Annotated in this window: 15 protein-coding genes; 10 read left to right on the top strand and 5 right to left on the bottom strand. The window is 65.2% G+C overall.

Going from position 1 to position 16340, the window contains the following annotated elements; genetic code table 11:
• Nucleotides 1-587 precede the first annotated feature (587 nt).
• The 3 genes from U5805_RS25780 (at nucleotide 588) to U5805_RS25790 (ending at nucleotide 5018) form a co-directional block, all read left to right on the top strand.
• Nucleotides 588-2135 (top strand): methyl-accepting chemotaxis protein, encoded by a 1548-nt coding sequence (locus tag U5805_RS25780; RefSeq protein ID WP_322106371.1) that lies wholly within the window; start codon nucleotides 588-590, stop codon nucleotides 2133-2135.
• A 264-nt stretch (nucleotides 2136-2399) separates the two neighbouring features.
• Nucleotides 2400-4106 carry a penicillin-binding protein 2 gene (locus U5805_RS25785; RefSeq protein ID WP_322106340.1) on the top strand — a complete coding sequence of 569 codons (1707 nt, stop codon included), beginning with the start codon at nucleotides 2400-2402 and terminating at the stop codon, nucleotides 4104-4106.
• 288 nt (nucleotides 4107-4394) lie between these two features.
• Entirely contained in the window at nucleotides 4395-5018 is a 624-nt protein-coding gene (locus tag U5805_RS25790; protein ID WP_322106341.1) for a LysE family translocator, read from the top strand.
• Nucleotides 5019-5087: 69 nt separating this feature from the next.
• On the opposite strand, the gene U5805_RS25795 is transcribed toward U5805_RS25790, so the two are convergent.
• Nucleotides 5088-5852, bottom strand: coding sequence for a Crp/Fnr family transcriptional regulator (locus U5805_RS25795; protein WP_322106342.1), 765 nt, complete (start codon nucleotides 5850-5852; stop codon nucleotides 5088-5090).
• Nucleotides 5853-6105: 253 nt separating this feature from the next.
• Here U5805_RS25795 and U5805_RS25800 point away from each other — a divergent pair, with 253 nt between their 5' ends.
• From U5805_RS25800 to U5805_RS25820, 5 genes are all read left to right on the top strand, one after another.
• Complete coding sequence (locus U5805_RS25800; protein ID WP_322106343.1) at nucleotides 6106-7794, top strand: acyl-CoA synthetase; 1689 nt, start codon at nucleotides 6106-6108, stop codon at nucleotides 7792-7794.
• 276 nt (nucleotides 7795-8070) lie between these two features.
• Complete coding sequence (locus U5805_RS25805; RefSeq protein ID WP_322106344.1) at nucleotides 8071-8385, top strand: hypothetical protein; 315 nt, start codon at nucleotides 8071-8073, stop codon at nucleotides 8383-8385.
• A gap of 38 nt (nucleotides 8386-8423) precedes the next feature.
• Nucleotides 8424-8699, top strand: coding sequence for a hypothetical protein (locus U5805_RS25810; RefSeq protein WP_322106345.1), 276 nt, complete (start codon nucleotides 8424-8426; stop codon nucleotides 8697-8699).
• A gap of 530 nt (nucleotides 8700-9229) precedes the next feature.
• The gene (locus U5805_RS25815) at nucleotides 9230-9823 is read left to right on the top strand and encodes a YigZ family protein (RefSeq protein ID WP_322106346.1); all 594 of its coding nucleotides are present in this window, start codon (nucleotides 9230-9232) and stop codon (nucleotides 9821-9823) included.
• A gap of 370 nt (nucleotides 9824-10193) precedes the next feature.
• Nucleotides 10194-10442 carry a hypothetical protein gene (locus U5805_RS25820; protein ID WP_322106347.1) on the top strand — a complete coding sequence of 83 codons (249 nt, stop codon included), beginning with the start codon at nucleotides 10194-10196 and terminating at the stop codon, nucleotides 10440-10442.
• 152 nt (nucleotides 10443-10594) lie between these two features.
• Here the strand turns inward: U5805_RS25820 and U5805_RS25825 are convergent, their stop codons facing one another.
• A complete protein-coding gene (locus U5805_RS25825) occupies nucleotides 10595-10870 on the bottom strand; it encodes a hypothetical protein (RefSeq protein WP_322106348.1) in 276 nt (91 codons plus the stop codon).
• A 583-nt stretch (nucleotides 10871-11453) separates the two neighbouring features.
• Between U5805_RS25825 and U5805_RS25830 the strand changes: the two genes are divergently transcribed.
• Together U5805_RS25830 and U5805_RS25835 are read left to right on the top strand one after the other, a co-directional pair.
• Nucleotides 11454-11816 carry a transposase gene (locus tag U5805_RS25830; RefSeq protein ID WP_322106349.1) on the top strand — a complete coding sequence of 121 codons (363 nt, stop codon included), beginning with the start codon at nucleotides 11454-11456 and terminating at the stop codon, nucleotides 11814-11816.
• A gap of 489 nt (nucleotides 11817-12305) precedes the next feature.
• Complete coding sequence (locus U5805_RS25835; protein WP_322106350.1) at nucleotides 12306-13889, top strand: inorganic phosphate transporter; 1584 nt, start codon at nucleotides 12306-12308, stop codon at nucleotides 13887-13889.
• Nucleotides 13890-13995: 106 nt separating this feature from the next.
• Here U5805_RS25835 and ppk2 read toward each other — a convergent pair whose 3' ends face one another.
• The 3 genes from ppk2 to U5805_RS25850 all read right to left on the bottom strand — a co-directional run bounded on the left by ppk2 (nucleotide 13996) and on the right by U5805_RS25850 (nucleotide 16321).
• Entirely contained in the window at nucleotides 13996-14931 is a 936-nt protein-coding gene (gene ppk2 / locus U5805_RS25840; protein ID WP_322106351.1) for a polyphosphate kinase 2, read from the bottom strand.
• 136 nt (nucleotides 14932-15067) lie between these two features.
• Complete coding sequence (locus tag U5805_RS25845; RefSeq protein WP_322106352.1) at nucleotides 15068-15457, bottom strand: VOC family protein; 390 nt, start codon at nucleotides 15455-15457, stop codon at nucleotides 15068-15070.
• Nucleotides 15458-15520: 63 nt separating this feature from the next.
• Nucleotides 15521-16321 carry a FadR/GntR family transcriptional regulator gene (locus U5805_RS25850; protein ID WP_322106353.1) on the bottom strand — a complete coding sequence of 267 codons (801 nt, stop codon included), beginning with the start codon at nucleotides 16319-16321 and terminating at the stop codon, nucleotides 15521-15523.
• Nucleotides 16322-16340 lie beyond the last annotated feature (19 nt).

Genomic DNA, 16340 nt, shown 5'->3' on the forward strand with positions numbered 1-16340 from the left:
CTGGCGTGTGCCGTGCCGCGCGTCGCTCGTTGCCAAGCATCGTTGGAAAAATCCGGTTCGGGCGCCGGCGTTCGCGAGGCCGTGCATGCGCTTTCCGCGCCGCCTTGAAAATTGCTTTCAAAGCGATTCGCATTCAAACCGAAAGCGGGCGCAACGCCTCGCGAAAAAGCTTGCCGCGGGCCGTGAAGCTGGCCATGAAGCTGGCCGCAAAGCCACGCCGGCGCGGGGCCGAAGTCGCGACTATAGCGGAAATGATTCCCGACCGTCGCCGTTCGCCGCCAATCGTGGCAAATCATGGTGTTGCAGGGAAATTTGTGGCTTTTACGCGGGGAAGCGCGCGCGTTTCAGCACGCTGTCGCAAGCTGTCGGCGCATTTGGCACGCCGCGCTCGCGCCACGCTCGGGCCGCACCGCTGCAAACGGCTGATTCATATGACGAAACTTTGCCTGGGCAGGGTTCCCCCTGACTCTCGCGCGGGTTCGCGCACGCCGTTAAAGCAGTCTGGCGCCCTCGCAACGCCGCACACCGAGATACGGCCATACGCCGCACAAGCCGTCCACGAGAAAGACCGACCGACCATGCAGACGATGACCCTCAACAAGAAACTCCGCTCGATGATTGCGATCCTCTGGATCGGCCTGCTGCTGATCGTCGCCTTCGGCGCCTGGCAAAGCCGCGACGGCATGATTCGCGAACGGCGCGCGCAGCTAACCGCGCTCGTCGACGAAGCCACCAGCATCGCGAACTACTACTACTCGCTCTCGCAACGCAACGTGATGAGCGAAGCCGAAGCGCAGAAGCAGGCGCTCGCCACCATCGGCGCGATCCGCTACGGCACCGACGGCTATCTGAGCATCAACGACTCGAAGCCGGTCATGCTGATGCACCCGATCAAGCCCGAACTCGACGGCAAGCTGCTCGCCGATTTCGCCGATCCGGCGGGCGTACACGTGTTCAGCGAACTCGTGCGCCAGGGCAGCCAGCCGAACGGCGGCTTCCTCGACTACCTGTGGGCCAAGCCCGGCCACAGCGAACCGGTGCCGAAAATGAGCTATGGCCGCCGCTTCGCGCCGTGGGACTGGATCATCGTGACAGGCATGTACATGGACGACGTGAGCGCCGAATTCTATGGCAGCCTGCTGCGCTGGCTCGCGGTGACGTTCGTGCTGGGCGCCGCCGCGACGGCCGTGATGATGCTCGTCGTGCGCAGCGTGCGCGGCAGTCTCGGCGGCGAGCTGGAAGTGGCCGTGGATGCGGCGAACCGCATTGCCGAGGGCGATCTCACGCTGCATCTGGCGGTGCAAGGCGCGAACGGCCAAAGCCTGATGCGCGCGCTCGCCACGATGCAGGGCTCGCTCGTGGAAACCGTGGGGCGCGTGCGCAGCGGCGCCGAAAACATCAACGTGGGCGCCAACGAGATTGCCGCGGGCAACACCGACCTCTCGCAACGCACCGAGCAGCAGGCGGCGGCGCTCGTGCAAACGGCGTCGAGCATGGACCAGATGACGGCCAACGTGCGCCAGAACGCCGAAAGCGCGCAGCACGCCGCGACGCTCGCAAGCCAGGCCGCCGACGTGGCGACGCGCGGCAGCGCCGTGGTCGACGACGTGGTGCGCACGATGGGCGACATCACGACCAGCTCGCAGCAGATCGGCGACATCATCGGCGTGATCGACGGCATCGCGTTCCAGACCAACATCCTTGCGCTGAACGCGGCCGTGGAAGCGGCGCGCGCGGGCGAGCAAGGGCGCGGCTTCGCGGTGGTGGCGAGCGAAGTGCGCAGCCTCGCGCAACGTTCGGCGACGGCGGCGAAGGAAATCAAGGCGCTGATCGAAAAGTCGACGGGCACCGTGACCGAAGGCCAGCAGCTCGTGACCAACGCGGGCTCGACGATGAGCGAGATCGTGCAGTCGGTGCGCCGCGTACACGAGATTCTCGAAGAGATCAGCAACGCGTCGCGCGAGCAAAGCGCGGGCATCGAGCAGGTCAATCGCGCCGTGGGCGAAATGGATCAAGTCACGCAGCAGAACGCGGCGCTCGTGGAAGAAGCCGCCGCGGCCGCCCATTCGCTCAAGGATCAGGTGAGCGGGCTGCGCGAGTCGATCGCGAGCTTCCGCCTGCCGGCCAGCGCATGAGAACGGCGCGGCGCGCCGCCGTGCAGTCGTAGCGCGCGAGGTGTTTGCGATTTCGGGCCGCGTTCCGCGGCCCGTTTCTTTTTCCGCGTATTTTTCCGCTTCTTTTTCCGTTTCTTTTTTCCGCTTCTTTTCCGCTCGCCTTTCTCCTTTCCGCCGTTTCTTCGGATGACGGCGCTCGGTGCGCGCCGCCGCCGCGCCCGCATCGTTTCATTTAAATTACATCTTGTTTACAATGAAATTCCATTTCGCGCCGCCACGCTCTCCATGAACCGAATCCGCAAACCACCGCGCGACCCGCACGCCACCGCGACCCGTCATCCGATGCTCGCGCCGCGCCTGCCCGCGTGGCGTTCGCGGTTCCTCGTGTTCGTCACGTTCGCGGCGTTTGCGGCGCTCGCGGGGCGCGCGTTCTGGGTGCAGGTCGGCAATCACGACTTCTACGTGAAGCAAGGGCAAAAACGCTACCAGCGCACGCTCGAACTCGACGCCATGCGCGGGCGCATCACCGACCGCAACGGCGCGCTGCTCGCGGTGAGCCTCGCGACCTTCGAGGTCTGGGCCACGCCGAAACAGTTCGACGCCGCCGCGCGTGCGCCGCTCGCGCGCATGCTGGCGATGCCGCTGAAGGAACTGGAGCGGCGTCTTGCCGGCGACCGCTCGTTCGTGCTGCTCAAACGCCAGGTGGACCTCGAAACCGCCGCGCATATCGACGAAATGGCAACCGGCGGCATCACGCTCATCGCCGACTCGCGGCGCTATTACCCGGAAGGCGAGTCGGCGGCGCACGTCGTGGGATTCACCGACGTGGAGGACGCGGGCCAGGAAGGCGTCGAACTCGCCGCGCAAGCGCGTCTGCAAGGCACGCCGGGCCAGCGCGAAGTGATCCGCGACCGGCTTGGCCGCGTGATCTCCGAAACCGTGCCGCCCGTGCAGCCGCGCAATGGCGAAACGGTGCAATTGACGATCGACCGCCGCGTGCAGCAGCTTGCCTACACGCAGCTCAAGGCGGCCGTGGCGAAACACCGCGCCGAAGCGGGCAGCGTGGTCGTGCTCGACGCGCGCAACGGCGAGATTCTGGCGCTCGCCAACTGGCCGTCGTTCGACCCGAACGACCGCGCGCGCCTCACCGGCAGGCAGTTGCGCAATCGCGCCGTGATCGACACGTTCGAGCCCGGATCGACGATCAAGCCCGTGGTCGTTTCGCTCGCGATGGACTTGCGGCGCGTGAACGCGAACACGGTGATCGACACCACGCCGGGCACGTACCGCATCGGCCCGGCCACGATTCACGACACCTCGAACCACGGCCGCATGACGGTTGCGCAAGCCATCCAGAAGTCGAGCAACATCGCGCTCGCGAAGCTCGCGCTCAACCTGCCGGCGCAAACCATCTGGGACAAGTATCAGGAATACGGGCTCGGCCAGCGGCCCGGCGTGACGTTCCCCGGCGTCGCGGCGGGGCGCGTGCGGCCGTGGGCGCGCTGGCGCCCGATCGAGCAAGCGACCATGGCGTACGGCTACGGCCTTTCCGCGTCGCTGTTGCAAATGGCGCAGGTCTACACCGCGTATGCCGGCGACGGCACGCTCCACCCCGCCACTTTGATACACGGCGCCGCGCCCGCGCGCGCGCCGCAGCGCGTCACCACGCCGGCCACGGCCGCCGCCATGCGCGAAATGCTCGAAATGGCCACGGGCGACGGCGGCACCGGCCGCGCGGCGAACGTCGAAGGCTATCGCGTGGGCGGCAAAACGGGCACGGCACGCAAGCAGATCGGCGCAGGCTACGCGAAGAACCGCTACCGCGCGCTGTTCGTGGGCATGGCGCCGATGAGCGCGCCGCGCGTGATCGTGGCCGTGATGATCGACGATCCCGTGGGCGGCTCGTTCTACGGCGGCACGGTGGCGGGGCCGGTATTCTCGGGCGTGACGGCAGGCACGCTGCAACTGCTGGGCGTGCCGCCGGACGCTTGATCGGGGCATCGCTGGATTGCCGGATCGCGGCATCGCCGCATCGCCGCATCACCGCGTCGCCGGATCGCCGCGTCGCCGGATCGCCGGATCGCCCAATCGCCGCATCGCTTGATCGCCGCATCGCCGCATCGCTGAATCGCTGAATCGCCCAATCGCCGGATTGCCGGATCGCCGGATCGCTGAATCGCCGGATTACCGGATTTCGACAGCGCGGCGCCGGCGTTCGCGGTATCCTCGACGCTCGCTGATTCATCGCTCCGTTGCACAACCGCCCGAAAGCGTCACACCATGAACTTCCTGCCCCAACTCGCCGCCATTGCCGGCGTCATGCTGCTCGCCTGCGCGAGCCCCGGCCCGGACATGCTCGCCGTCACCTCGCACGCGTTCGCGCGCCGCCGCGCCGGTCTGTTCGCGGCGGCGGGCATCGCCACGTCGCACGGCTTGTGGGCGTTGCTCGCGGTGTTCGGTCTCGGCATCGTGCTCACGCAGCTCGCGTGGCTTTATGAAGGCATCCGTATCGCGGGCGCGGTGTATCTGCTTTATCTCGGCGTGCGCATTCTCATGAGTCTGCGTCAAGGCGCGCGCGCCGCCGAACCCACGGCCGCCGCGAAGCAAACCGGCGCGGCGCATTCGTACCGGCGCGGCCTGCTGGTCGGCCTCACGAATCCGAAAGCGGCGGCATTTTTCGGCAGCCTGTTCGTCACGCTGCTGCCCGCGCATGCGCCCGGCTGGGTACATGCGGCCACCGTGGTCACGGTGGCGGGCGTGTCCATCTGCTGGTTCACCGCAATGGCGCTGCTGTTCTCCACCGAGCGCGTGCAGCGCGGCTACCGCAAGCTGCGCCGTCCGATCGACGCGGCAATGGGCGTGGTGCTGGTCGGTATCGGCGCGCGGCTCGCGCTCGATCGCTGAGCGACCGCGCCTCGCTCACCGATCATCGCTCACCGATTACCGATTACCGATTACCGATCATCGCTCGCCTCAAATCTGCTCGCGCCCGAATGCGCGCAAGCCGTCGAGGTCGAGCACGTTCACGCGGTGGTACGAAAGCGCGACCAGACCGTCGCGCTCGAGCGTCTGCAACGCCTGGTTGATCCGCTGCCGCGAGGCGCCCGCCAGCATGCCGATCTCTTCCTGTGAAATGTCCAACGCACGGCCCGTTTCAGGATAAAGATCGGGATTGAACATTTGCGCGAGCGCCTGCGCCACCCGCGCATCGACATCGAGCAAACGGCTGTTCTGAATCAGCGCGATGAATTCGCCCATGCGGTTGTTGAGCTGATGAATCACGAAGCGGTTGAACGGCAGGCTGCTGTCCATCAGCCGGTGAAACGTCCCGGCGGGCACGGCCATCACCAGCGACGGTTGCAGCGCAATCACGTCGTATTTGCGCGGCTCGTGCTTGATTACGCTGCCCTCGCCGAACCAGCCGCCGTGCGGCACGCCCGAAAACGTGCAGCCGCGCCCGGAGGCGTTGAAGATCGCGAGCTTCACGAGTCCGGCGCTCACACCGAGCCACCAGTCCGAAGGCGCCTCGCGCGCGGCCACGACGGCGCCCGCGCCATAACCCTGTGCGTGCGACGAGGCGATCACCCAATCGCGATGCTTGTCCGTTAGCGCGCGAAACCACGCGCATCGCTCGAACAGCGTGCGCAAGCGCGGCGCGTTCGAAGCGTCGATGCGTTCGCCTTCGCGCACCGGTTCGCGAAACGGCGCGGCGTCGGAATGCGAAATCGTCGGTGGCATTGCGGGCTTCCTGGCGGTTGAAAATGGGACGTTGCGTGAAACCGGCACATCGCGAAGCAGGCACATCGCGAAGCAGCCAAACATCGGCGCAGAGCCACGTACCGCAAGCATAAGCACGCACAAGCGCCGGACCCGCGGCTCCACGCTCTGTCGCGCCCGCGACAGACTGGCGCGCGCGGACCTGCTACGTTAGCGCGCATCATACTCACAAAACCAGGGTCGCCCGTCGCGCGACGCTCAAGGAGACACCGCCATGCCGCATCCGTTCGAACAAGGGCTCGCGCAATGCGAAGCCAATTATGTGCCGCTCACGCCCGTCGACTTCATCGCGCGGGCCGCCGAAGTCTACGGCGACCGCCTCGCGATGGTTCATGGCAACGTGCGCCGCAACTGGCGCGAAACCTATGCGCGCACGCGCCGCCTCGCCAGCGCGCTGGAGCGCGCCGGCATTGGGCGCGGCAACACCGTGGCGGTGCTGCTGCCCAACATTCCGGCGATGGTGGAGGCGCACTTCGGCGTGCCCATGCTCGGCGCGGTGCTCAACACGCTCAACACGCGGCTCGACGTCGCCACAATGCTGTTCATGCTGCGCCACGGCGAAGCGAAGGCGCTCATCGTCGACACCGAATTCGCCTCGCTCGCGCAGCGCGCGGCGCTCGAATTTCCCGAGCTGAAAATCATCAGCGTGGCCGATGTCGCGCCCGCCGACCCCGCGTGTTTCCCGCGCGCCATCGACTACGAAGCGTTCCTCGAACAAGGCGACGCCGATTACGCGTGGAAGCCGCCACGCGACGAATGGGACGCCATCGCGCTCAACTACACGTCGGGCACGACCGGCGACCCGAAGGGTGTGGTCTATCACCATCGCGGCGCCTACCTGAACGCGGTGAGCAACATTCTCGAATGGGACATGCCGAAGCACCCCGCGTATCTCTGGACGCTGCCGCTCTTTCACTGCAACGGCTGGTGCTTCGCGTGGACCGTCGCGGCGCGCGCGGGCGTGAACGTGTGCCTGCGCAAGTTTGACGCCAAACTCGTGTTCGATCTCATTCGGGACGAGCACGTCACGCATTACTGCGGCGCGCCGATCGTGCAAGGCGCGCTCGCCGACGCGCCCGCCGCGTACCGCGAAGGCATCTCGCACACGGTCCGCACGATGGTCGCGGGCGCGCCGCCCGCGCCGGCCGTGATCGCGAAAATGAAGGCCATCGGCATCGAACTCACGCACGTGTACGGCTTGACCGAGGTGTACGGCCCGGCGGCCGTGTGCGCCGTGCAGGAACGCTGGAAAACGCTGCCCGAGGACGAGCAGGCGAAGCTCGCCGCGCGTCAGGGCGTGCGCTATCACTTGCAGGCGGGCGTGAGCGTGCGCGACGCGCAAACGCTGGAAGCCGTGCCCGCCGACGGCGAAACCCTCGGCGAAATCATGTTCCGCGGCAACATCTGCATGAAGGGCTATCTCAAGAACGAGCGCGCGACGGAGGAAGCGTTTCGCGGCGGCTGGTTCCATACCGGCGACGTGGGCGTCATGACGCCCGAGGGCTACGTGCGCATCACGGATCGCAGCAAGGACATCATCATTTCCGGCGGCGAGAACATATCGAGCATCGAGGTCGAGGACACGCTGTATCGCCATCCGGCGGTCGCGCTCGCGGCCGTCGTCGCCACGCCCGACGCGAAATGGGGCGAAGTGCCCTGCGCGTTCGTGGAGTTGCGGCCCGGCATGAGCGCCACCGCCGAAGAAATCGTCGCGCATTGCCGCCAATTTCTTGCGCATTACAAGGTGCCGCGCACCGTGAAATTCGGCGAATTGCCGCGCACGGCCACGGGCAAGATCCAGAAATACGAGCTGCGAGCGCAGATGAAATCGCGAAGCGCAATCGACCAGGAGGCCGCACAGGACGCGGCTCAAGGCGCAGCGCGGGAACCCGAATCGGACTGATGCGACCGGTCTGCGTGACAACGCCCGGTCCGCGAATGTAACGTCAATTGACAAACAGCGCCGCGAAGCGCAGGGGCGAATTGTCAGAAACACGCGGTAATCCGTTTTGTATCAAGGCCGAACTGTCAGAAACGGGGGTTTTCGCGGCGCGGCGTTTGAAATGAAAGCTTACAAGTGGTCACGTATTCGCGGGCTTTCAGCCGATAAGCTTCGTTCCATGGTCGAACGCAACGCACCCGCTGCGACGCGGCGACGAAACCCAGAGGAGGTAACAACATGAACACGAAGAGCTGGAAGACCCCCGCCCGCGCTCTGGCCGCCGCGCTTGTCGCCGGTGGCGCGTTGATGGGCGCATCGTCGGCATTCGCACAGTCGGCGCCGTTCGCGCTACGGGCCGAATCCGCGCCGCAATACGGCGAGCCGCACATGATGCCGGTGGGCGTGCAACTGTCGATCGGCTGGCACGACAACCGTTACTGGGACGGCCACCGTTACTGGGAGCATGACGAATGGATGCACCGTCATCCGCACGATCCGGGTCCGCAGCGCTGGCACGACGATCACCGTCCGCCGCCGCCCCCGCGTTACTGATCGCATGGCGATGAGTCACGCATGAGTCGCGCTACCGGATGGCCGCCCGTCATGAGATCGTGACGGCGAGCCGTCCGAAGGCAGACACCGAGGCCGGTTTTCCCGATAAGGGAAACCGGCCTCGGCGCATTTTCCGCGCATGTTCCCTGGCATTGGCGTGGCGCTCCAGCGCGTATCTTGCCAAGTCTTTCCGCGAGTCCCGGCGCGAATCGCCGCTGCGGCCGCATTTTCCCGCCTATTTCGCTTTATTCCGCTTTATCGCGCTTCATTCCGCCCGTATCGCCCACGGACGCGCCGCGCGGTACGGTGCGTAAGACCGTCGTCGGTAATTGCAGGTAATGCGCACACGTTGCCGCCCGCGCGAGCGGCGAGTAACGTAGACGAGCGTTTCGTTCCCCGGAGCGCACGGTGTATTCTCATTCACCCGGTCAGCAATGGCCGGGCTTTTTTTCGCACGTTTTTTTTCCGTTGCGGCCGGATTTTGGCGGACGTAAGGTGACAACGCCTCTTGAGAACAGGCGAGCCTTATGACCCCCGGTCGGCGGACCCTACGTCCTGACCGGGGATTTTTTTAGGGAAAACGCTTCGCCAGAACGGCGCCGCGAGAGATCACGAGAATGACGGATCACCGAATGAGGAGTTCGGCTTCGCTCCAGCCAGAGCTAGACCCGTCATGTCCTGCATTATCGGCCCACACTGCCGGGGCGTCACTAGCATCTCGCGCAAGAAACCGTTACGTAAACTGACAAGATATGGGGACGGGCTCGCGGAACGCCGCCGCGCTGCGCTGGGCCTCGGTTAACATGACGGTTTCTTCCGCGCCGTCGTACGCCGGCTTTCCGCTTTGCCCACTTTCACGCTTGCCCACACTGTCAGCGCGGAACTCGACATCCGCAAGAGCCGATTCATCGCGCAAGCCATTCCCGTCGCGGACCGCGAAGCCGCGATGGCCGAGTTGCGCCGTCTGCGCGAGGAACACCCCACCGCCACGCATGTGTGCTGGGCGTTGCTCGCGGGCGGGCAATCGGGCATGTCCGACGACGGCGAGCCTTCCGGCACCGCGGGCCGCCCGATTCTCGAAGTGCTGCGCCACCACGATCTGGACGGCGTGCTCGCCGCGGTCGTGCGTTATTACGGCGGCGTGAAGCTGGGCGCGGGCGGCCTCGTGCGCGCCTACACCGACGCCATTGCCAGCGCGCTGCAAAACGCGCCGCGCATCGAGCGCATCGCCCAGGCGCGGCTCACGGTCGAGGTCGGCTATCCCGACGAAACCCATGTGCGCCACTGGATCGAGCAAGCGCAGTTCACGCTCGCCGAAAGCCATTACACGATGACAGTGCGCCTCACGATCCAGCTTCCCGTGAGCGCCGTCAACGCCGCGCGCGACGCCCTGCGCGATCTCACGCAAGGCCGAGCCGGCTTTCCCGAGCACGTTTGAGGCGCCGGGTCCATGCAGGCCGAGGCGCTGGCCGAAACCCGCGCAAAAAAAGGCCGCCGATGCGATCGGCGGCCAACAGGGGACGTGAAGAGAACAACCACGAATCGACTATCGAATCGACCCGACGAACCCATCATGGCGGCGCAAAATTAAAACAAACTTAAACGCCCCGAAAAAACGCAAGAAGATTGCAAACGAGCGGTGCGCATTCCAGCCTCGCTCCGGGCCATTTGAAGCAACCCGATGCAATGCAAGCTTCTGAACGCGCATGAAAAAACGGCTGCCTATAATCAATGCGAGATCAATGCGAGATCGACGCAAGCACTTTCCCCGCTGTTTGCCCCATCGCATTCACAGAGGTACAGCCACCATGTCCTTCGATCGACTGCATCGGTTTATGGAAGGCGCCGGCCCCGCACGGCGCCGCCGCGTATGGAGCCGGCTGCGCATTCTGGTGGCCGCGATCGGCACGCTCGGCTCCGCAACGGGCATTGCCATTGCCGTGGTCGGGCTGATCGAATTCAATAACAATAAAGTGTATGCGGGCGTGGCGGTAATCATTGTCTGCACCGCCATTTACGTGTCGATTCTCGTGCGCGACCGCAACCGGGCCGAGTAAGTTTTCGCGCCATTTAAACGCTTTCCGCCTTCTCCATTTCAGCGGCGGGTTCGCGAACGATTTGCGCGTGAAGTGCGTAATGCGCATAAACGCGTTCGCGCGATTCGCTCGCAAGCTGACGCTTTTCGGCGAGACGCAATGCGCGATGCCGATCAGCGCCTAGCATAATAACGCTCGGCATGCAGCCGCTTGAAACGCACGAAAAAGTCCGGGCCGGGCAAACCCGAATCGGTCGCAAGCAACGCGACATAATCGGCTTCGCGCGGTTCGCAGAGCGCCGCCGCCACGGCTTCGAGCCGGTCGTAACGCTCGCGCAGCGGCACCGCGGCCGCGAACAGCGCATGAAACGCGTTATATGGCACCAGCGCGCGGCGGCTCGCGGCGCGCCGGAGCAGGCGCTCGATCTTCGTCCCGATGTCGATGCTCATTTGTCTCGTGTAATGCCAGTGAAAGGCTATTGTGCCCACAAACGGCCAAGCCATCACGGAAATTGCACATCTTGCATCGGCGATACTTCTGCATCATTTATCGCGCATTTGACGCATCAACGATTAGACGAATAGCGGCTTTGGCATTCTTCAGTAAATAACCCGTAAAACGGTTCCACTTCCAATCGGCCATGGCGAAATCGCATTTTATGCAATGGTCATGAGATTTATTGTGCAACTCGAGTTGGGCGTTTTTTTCCGATAGGTCAGGATAAACGACAAGTCAAGCAGACTATTTTTCCGGCAGCTATACACATTCCCTACAAAAACAATTATTAATATCCGCTGCGGAACACGAAGTGTTGCGCAACAGGCATCCTTCGCCGGATGTTGATTTCGCCGTCCGTCATGAATCTTGCACCGCGCAGCAGGCTGGCGCAGGAGCGTGGCAAGCGACAGAACCCCGCTTGCAGGAAAGAGGGTTACAGGAGCGGCCGCCACCAAGCCGCATGACCGCAATCTTTCGTCGACGAGTGAACCTATGCTTACCCGAACCGAGAATTTGCCAAGCGTTGCAAGAAGAATGGCCGCCGGCCAGATGTTGATGGAAGGCGCAACTGTCAATTCCGTCGCCGATTCGTTGCACTTGTCTGCCCAGACAGTGCGACGCTACAAGACGATCGTCGAGGACGGCGGTCTCGCCGCGCTCCAGCAAATGAGCGTGGGCGGCCGTCCTTCGGTGCTCGACCAGGCGGCGTTGGGCTGGATCGCCAGCGCGCTGCACGGCTCCGCGCGCGAACACGGCTTTCCGAGCGATGCGTGGACCAACAGCCGCGTGCGCGAGCTGATCGGCCGCCAGTTCGGCGTGCATTATTCGCGCGTCTATACCTGGCAGATCGTCTCGAACCTCGGCCTCGGGCATCGTCTCTCGAAATCCGCGCGCTGACCGCGCCGCGCTCGCGGCGCCATCGGCGGAAAACGAGCGCGCTCTCGCCCTCTCGCCCGGCCGCCGCGAGCACGCCACGCCGAGGCGGCGTCCGGGTTGACGTTTTACCGCCACCGCAGTTCCACGCTCGCGCGTGCCGCGTGCCGCGCGAATCGTCATGCGTGAAGCAACCGGCCTTCGACACGCCTGCGGAATCACGTTCCGCGGGCGGCGTCGTCTCGTCCGGCGGCCTGCCGTTTTAAGTCGTCCGGCACCTCCCGCCACTTGCATGCGCGGCGGGCCAACCGCGCGACACAGCCCGGCAATCCGCGCGGGCTTCATGCATTCCCCATTTCGTGTTTTCACGCGAGTTAGCTATCGTTTGCACGGCATTTGCAGGCGGTACCGCGGAATTATCCGCGCCTCGCTGTCATTAAACCGACACGAAGGCTGGTCAGGATCGAAGGCGAAACCTTTGCCGTTTCTCCATCCCCCAGGAGTCCACCCGCCATGCCGGATATTTCCCTTCAACCGGGCGCCGCCCAGCCGCGCGGACGCAATGTGAGCCTGCTCGCATTCCTTCTCGTGATCGTGGCCGGCGCCGTCTACGTGGCGATGCACCTCGCCGACGATCTCTCGCCCGTGCGCGAAAGCTCCGTATTGCCGTGGGTGTTGCTCGGCATCGCGCTGCTCATCGCGCTCGGCTTCGAATTCGTCAATGGCTTCCACGACACGGCCAACGCCGTCGCGACCGTCATCTATACGCATTCGCTTTCGCCCAACCTCGCCGTGATGTGGTCCGGCGCATGGAATTTTCTCGGCGTGCTCACGTCGACGGGCGCCGTCGCATTCGGCATTCTTCAGTTGCTCCCCGTGGAACTGATCCTGCAAGTGGGCAGCAGCGCGGGCTTCGCGATGGTGTTCGCGCTGTTGATCGCGGCGATCATCTGGAATCTCAGCACCTGGTATCTCGGCCTGCCTTCGTCAAGCTCGCACACGCTGATCGGGTCGATCATCGGCGTCGGTCTCATGAACCAGATGCTGCACGGCGCGAACGGCACGAGCGGCGTGGACTGGAGCCAGGCCGTGGGCGTGGGCAAGTCGCTGTTGTTCTCGCCGATCGTGGGCTTTCTGCTCGCCGGCCTGCTGCTGCTCGTCCTCAAGGCCGTGGTGCGCGTTCCCGCGCTCTACGCCGAACCGAAGGGCAACGAGCCGCCGCCGTTCTGGATTCGCGCGCTGCTCATTCTGACCTGCACGGGCGTGTCGTTCGCGCACGGTTCGAACGACGGCCAGAAAGGCATGGGCCTCATCATGCTGATCCTGATCGGCACGGTGCCCACGGCCTATGCGCTCAACCGCGCGGTCACGGCCGAGCAAACGCAAACCTTCATCGCGGTCGCGCACGAAGCCACGCATGCGCTCGGCAACTATGCGAACGGCGTGCCCGCGCCCGCGGACGCGCGCGGCGAGGTCGAACGCTTCGTCGGCTCGCGCACGCTCGCGCCCGCCACCGTGCCCGCGCTCGCCGCGCTCTCGAACACGGTGGCCACGCAGGTGAGCGGCTACGGCTCGATGTCGGCGGTGCCGCAGTCGGTCGTCGACAACGTGCGCAACAACATGTACCTGATTTCGGAAGCGATTCGCGTGATCGACAAGCAAAAGGCCGTGGCCTTTTCCGCCGCCGATTCGAAGGCCATCGACAACTTTCGCGGCCAGATCGACCACGCGACCAAGTTCATCCCGACGTGGGTGAAGGTTGCCGTGGCGATCGCTCTGGGCCTCGGCACGATGGTCGGCTGGAAGCGCATCGTCGTGACGGTGGGCGAGCGCATCGGCAAGACGCACCTGACTTACGGCCAGGGCGCGAGCGCCGAACTCGTGGCAATGGCAACGATCGGCGCGGCGGACGTCTACGGCCTGCCGGTTTCCACGACGCACGTGCTTTCCTCGGGCGTGGCCGGCGCGATGGCCGCGAACGGCTCGGGTCTCCAATGGGGCACCGTGCGCAGCCTCGTGCTCGCGTGGGTGCTCACGCTGCCCGCGTCGATCGTGCTGGCGGGCGTGCTGTACTGGGCGTTCCGGCACGTGTTCTGAGCCGCGCCTTGCAGTAAGCGGGCGGCGCGGCAACACCGCCGCTCGCGCAAACGAAAAGCCGCGCGAATGCGCGGCTTTTTGCTGGGCGCGCGAGAAGAGACGGCGCTCAATAAATCTCCGGCACGATCATGCTCTGCGGCACCGGCTGGCGAATGTAGTCCGGATGATGCACGCGCGCGGGCAGCGTGACCTGCGGATGCTCGATCTCGTGGTACGGCACCTGGCTCAGCAGATGGCTCATGCAGTTCAGGCGCGCGCGCTTCTTGTCCACGCCCTGCACGACCCACCACGGCGCCTCGGGAATATGCGAGCGTTGCAGCATCACTTCCTTGACGTGCGTGTACGCTTCCCAGCGGCGGCGGCTTTCGAGGTCCATCGGCGAAAGCTTCCACTGCTTGAGCGGATCGTCGATACGGCTCTGGAAGCGCACTTCCTGCTCGTCGTCGGTGATCGAGAACCAGTACTTGACGATCTGGATGCCGCTGCGCACCAGCATCTTTTCGAACTCGGGCACCGAGCGGAAGAACTCTTCGTATTCCTCGTCGGTGCAGAAGTTCATCACGCGCTCGACGCCCGCGCGGTTGTACCAGCTACGGTCGAACAGCACCATTTCGCCGCCCGCCGGCAGATGCTGCACATAGCGCTGGAAATACCATTGCGTGCGCTCGCGGTTGTTCGGCGCCGGCAGCGCGGCCACGCGGCACATGCGCGGGTTCAGGCGCTGCGTGATGCGCTTGATGACGCCGCCCTTGCCCGCCGCGTCGCGGCCTTCGAAGATCACCACGAGACGGTGGCCCGTGCTCTGAATCCAGTCCTGCATCTTCACGAGTTCGCCTTGCAGACGGATCAGCTCGCGGAAATACACGCGGCGCAACGCGCGCGCTTCCTCGCTGATCTCCAGACCGCCTTCCTGCAAACGGTCGTCCACTTCCATTTCCAGTTCTTCGTCGTAGGCGTCGATCAGTTCTTCGTTGAGACGCTGGCGGCGCTGCTGTTCGAGGTCCTGCGCTTCGGCACTCGCTGCGCGGTCGATTTCATTCATGGCGACTCTCTCCTCGTTCGGTATCTGGCAACCCGCATCGCGCACTCGCGCGGACGCGGCCTCGCGCCACTATCGGCGCGGCGAGTGTCACGAATATTTCAAATGCGTCGCCGCGCGCGGTTTCGTGCGCGCCGGCTCACGCAAGCGGCTTCGCGAAGCTCAATTCGTGGCCGTCCGGGTCGACGAGATGAAAATAGCGCTCGCCCCACGGCGCGTCGCGCGGCGCGAATTCGGGCGTCGCGCCGCATGCAGTCACGTGGGCGTAGAACGCATCCACGTCCGCCACGTAGAAGATCGCGCGGCCCCAACCGCCCACGGCGCCGTGCGGCGCTTCCAGCAGATTCAGGTAGCACGTCTGCGCCGCGTCCGCGCCGCCGCCCATCACGAACGACGCGAAGCCTTCCACGGCCGGCCCCGGCTTGCGCGCGAAACCCAGCGCCGCATAAAAAGCCGCCGAACGCTCGATGTCGCTTACGGTTAGCGTCACGGCGCTCAGTGAGATGATTTGTGCGGCGCGCTCATTCATGTCGTGCTCCCTCGGCGGTGTGTTTTTTGGCGGCTCGTCGGGCCGTTCAGGCGACGTCAAACTTTAGCAGCCTTTGCGCGCGGCTGATGCGAGGCGGTTGCGGCGCGGCGCTTTCCCGCGCGTCCCGGCGCGCCCCGGCGTTTTGGTCCGACCACTTTGCGGTGCGTCCAGCCGCGCGCGCACGAAGTCGATATGGGTTTGCATCGCCGTGCGCGCCTCTTCGGGCCGCCGCGCCAGGATCGCGTCGCACAGGGTGCGATGCTGAAGCAGCAGCAACGCCGAGGCATCGTCGTTCTGCTCGCGCAACCCCGTGCCGCCCGTGGCGATATGTTCGCGCAGCACGCCCAGCACGCTCGTGTGCAGATGCAGAAACATCGCGTTATGCGAGGCCTGCGCGATGGTTTCGTGCAGCTTCGCGTCGGCAATGGCTTCCGCCGATTTGTCGTCGGCGTCGCGCGCGCGTTCGAGTTCGCACATCTGCATGCGGATATCCGCAAGCTCGGCGTCGCTCGCACGCAAGGCCGCGAACCACGCCGTCGCGCCTTCCAGCACGCGGCGAAATTCGAGTATGTCGTCGCGCAACGCCGGATGATCGGCAACGAGCTGGCCCCACGGCGAAGCGAAGCCGGTGCGCAACTGATCGGTCACGAACACGCCCGCGCCGTGCCGGCTTTGCACGAGACCGCGCGCGGCAAGCCGTTGCAGCGCTTCGCGCACGGTGTTGCGCGCCACGCCGTAGTCCTGCGCAAGCGTGCGTTCCGACGGCAGCTTTTCGCCCGCGCGCCACGCGCCGCCAAGCAACGCGGTTTCCATCCGCCGCATCACCGCTTCCACGCGCCCGCGCGCGCCTTCCTTGTCCCGCATCGGTTTCCTCGCTCGCCTG

Origin of the sequence: Paraburkholderia sp. J41, assembly GCF_905220235.1 — a bacterium.
In the GTDB taxonomy this organism is placed as follows: Bacteria; Pseudomonadota; Gammaproteobacteria; order Burkholderiales; family Burkholderiaceae; genus Paraburkholderia.